Origin of the sequence: Methylicorpusculum sp. (assembly GCF_030651835.1) — a bacterium.
GTDB lineage: Bacteria > Pseudomonadota > Gammaproteobacteria > Methylococcales > Methylomonadaceae > Methylicorpusculum.
This window is the reverse complement of the sequence record NZ_JAUSBX010000134.1, coordinates 1-2,696: the sequence shown is the minus strand read 5'-3', so window position 1 is coordinate 2,696 and position 2,696 is coordinate 1. Positions and strand designations below refer to the sequence as shown.

At 43.0% G+C, this 2,696-nt stretch carries 3 protein-coding genes; all 3 read right to left on the bottom strand.

The window, feature by feature from the left end:
* On the bottom strand, positions 1–687 hold a 687-nt coding region (locus tag Q7V32_RS17250; RefSeq protein WP_304898224.1), incomplete at its 3' end, for a cation diffusion facilitator family transporter.
* A gap of 158 nt (positions 688–845) precedes the next feature.
* Positions 846–1,466 (bottom strand): DUF502 domain-containing protein, encoded by a 621-nt coding sequence (locus tag Q7V32_RS17245; protein ID WP_304898223.1) that lies wholly within the window; start codon positions 1,464–1,466, stop codon positions 846–848.
* 429 nt (positions 1,467–1,895) lie between these two features.
* A complete protein-coding gene (locus tag Q7V32_RS17240; RefSeq protein WP_304898222.1) occupies positions 1,896–2,144 on the bottom strand; it encodes a DUF2171 domain-containing protein in 249 nt (82 codons plus the stop codon).
* Positions 2,145–2,696 lie beyond the last annotated feature (552 nt).

The following is a 2,696-nucleotide window of genomic DNA, read 5'->3' as shown; positions in this document are numbered from 1 at the left end:
TACGTTATCGCTGATATCAACCGCCGCCTCACCAAGCAGTAAGGAATGGACTTCTGTACCCACCACGACGGCAACGGTAATTAATAAAACCCCGATTAACATCGAGCCTGCTGCATCATAGGCGGTATTGCCGGTAATCATTGTCAGGCCAAGCATTACCAGCGCAATCCCAAGTCCTGCCAAGGCGGCTAAGTCTTCACCAGTTACCACCATCAATTCGCTGGACTGAGTCTCTTTAAACCATTGCCACAGTGAGCGAGCGCCTTTTTCTGGTTGAATTACCGCCAGCGCCTTTTTTAAAGAAAAATATTCCATCCCCAAGGCAATCAACAAGACGAGCAATGCCGCACCTTCATTTTCAACAGTATGCGGGTGCGTATATCGCAACCATCCTTCATAAATGGAAAAGACGCCGCCCACGGAAAACAAAGTGAAAGCTACCATCATGGACCAGATGTAAGATTCTCGCCCGAATCCCATGGGATGTTTGCGGGTCGCTATTTTTTCAGACCGTTTCATACCGATTAGCAGTAATACCTGGTTTCCACAATCGGCAAACGAGTGAATCGCTTCGGCTAATAGGGAGCCTGAACCTGTCCAGAAAGCGGCAAAGGTTTTTGCTGCCGCAATTCCCAAATTAGCAGCAAATGCATAAAAAATAGCGATGGTTGGGGTGGGAGATGACATGGATCATTTTCACTCAGTTAGGGGAGAATAAAATTTGCTCGGGACCAGTTCAAAGCAAATAGGGCCTTGTTATCAAGAATAGAGAATCAACAAGAACTATCAAAGCTTTGCGTAAAGACCGGATTTAACCTTAGCGTATTTTTTCATTTTAGTGAAATTCAAACCCTTGAACGATTATTTTTGCCATCATTAACATTGCCAACAACTCCAGATGTTGCGATAAAACGCAGAGCATCCTCAACAGACATATCTATTTCTGTTACATATTCCCGTGACATAATGACGGTGATGCCACCACCCACCTGATAACTGAATGGCAAATACACGGCAATCTGGTCATCGGCAATAAAAGTTGGTAAAACATCTTCAAAATCTGAAACAGTAATAAAACCTAGCTGTTGAACAGTACCGGGAGGTGCCTTAACCAGAACTACCTGTTTAAATTTTCCTTTGTTTTTGCGGGAAAAAAGAGAACTTATATCGCGTATAGTTGTATAGACGCTCTTAACCCCAGGAATTTGGATAACAAGTTCTTCCAATTTATTAAAGAGGCGGCGGAAATTTCGAGACTCCAGGAATACGCCGAAAAAAAACACCAGAGGAAGACCCAACAAAAGCCCCAAGCCTCTTATATACCAACTGTCAGGGAAGAAAAACTTGAATATATTTCCGAGTACCAATTCTGCCGTGCCGGCAAACCACAATAGCAAATAAAGCGTGAGTGTAAGGGGGATAATGGCGAGTAGCCCCTTGAAAAAAATTTTACTGATCGGTTTCATAGTTAACGCCCAATTATCGTAATTCATAAGCTAGGTAATAATTAAAATAAAAGAATAATGATTTATAAAATAAATCTGAAGTTTCCCAATTATTTCAAAAACAGACTGACGTTGTGCTTGGGCTGCAGGAATTATCGATGAGGTTTGCCTAAACGTGGGCAAACCCATCCAATAATGCACCTACGAGTCTGGACACCCTATAAAAACTGGGAAAATTCAGTAACAAATTTAACCGGAAAGCGATTCCGCTAAACTCTCGTAAAACGCTACTGGTTTTATATACCTTTTTGTATTCGCAATAAAAAACTATGGAATCTCTGTCCCATAAATTGAGCGTTGCTAATTAGGGTGTGCCAGGGTTTTATAAATCTTATCGTCTCAACAGAGGCAAATAGCCCAGCCGTCATTGGTCTGTTTTATGGCGTAAAGTCATTGGTCGATATGATCGGGCGAAACTGTCGACCACTCCACCATGGCGGCGTCTCCTGGACGATCTACTTTAACCTTGCCGTCCCCTGTTGAGGTTACCCAGCTTACCGGAATGTAATGGTGCTGACCGGTTTCATCTTTCTTCAGTTTGATCGTCCCCGGTCCCTCCATATGGTCGACTGTGGCAAACTGACCGTCTTGGGAGCAGACAACGGGCATATCAGGCTTAATTTGGTCGGTATTTATCATCGTTTTTCTCCTGTTGGCTCAGTCTTCTGGACGTCTGAGCGAGTTCAATTAATAATTCTGAAGTCGGTAACTCAGGCAAAGTTTGAGGGCATTACCTGTTTATGAAATATATACACAAGACTTTAGTCGGTCTGTACGTCTGCAGACATAGCAAATTACTCAAAAATCTCGCGTTTCTGTAAAGTCCCCACCTTTAAACAATCCTGTTAAATTAAGCCTCACCGATTACTGTCACCTTGAATTGGGGATGAATCGGTTTTTGGGTCTATTCCCCTTGCGATTTGGTCGTTTGCGTTTCCTATAGCCGGGGATTAAGCCCTTTTAATATTTGCGATAGCTGCTCTATGCGTGCGTTACCGAACTGACTAAAAGTATCTTGCCTTATATAACTTACAGCCAGATTGTTCACGCTTAAGGGATACCGCAGGCATAAAAATCCCGTCATAATGGTAATTTTGCGAAATACCTCAGGCCGACAAAGATGAAAGAAACCATTGCCCCGTCCGTCATGTTTACAGAAGAGCTTGCGGAATTGATTACCCGCTTGGTAAA

Bases quoted from the DNA above. Each gene is read 5' to 3' on its own strand.
- Q7V32_RS17245 (WP_304898223.1), bottom strand. From the start codon at position 1,466: ATGAAACCGATCAGTAAAATTTTTTTCAAGGGGCTACTCGCCATTATC.
- Q7V32_RS17240 (WP_304898222.1), bottom strand. From the start codon at position 2,144: ATGATAAATACCGACCAAATTAAGCCTGATATGCCCGTTGTCTGCTCC.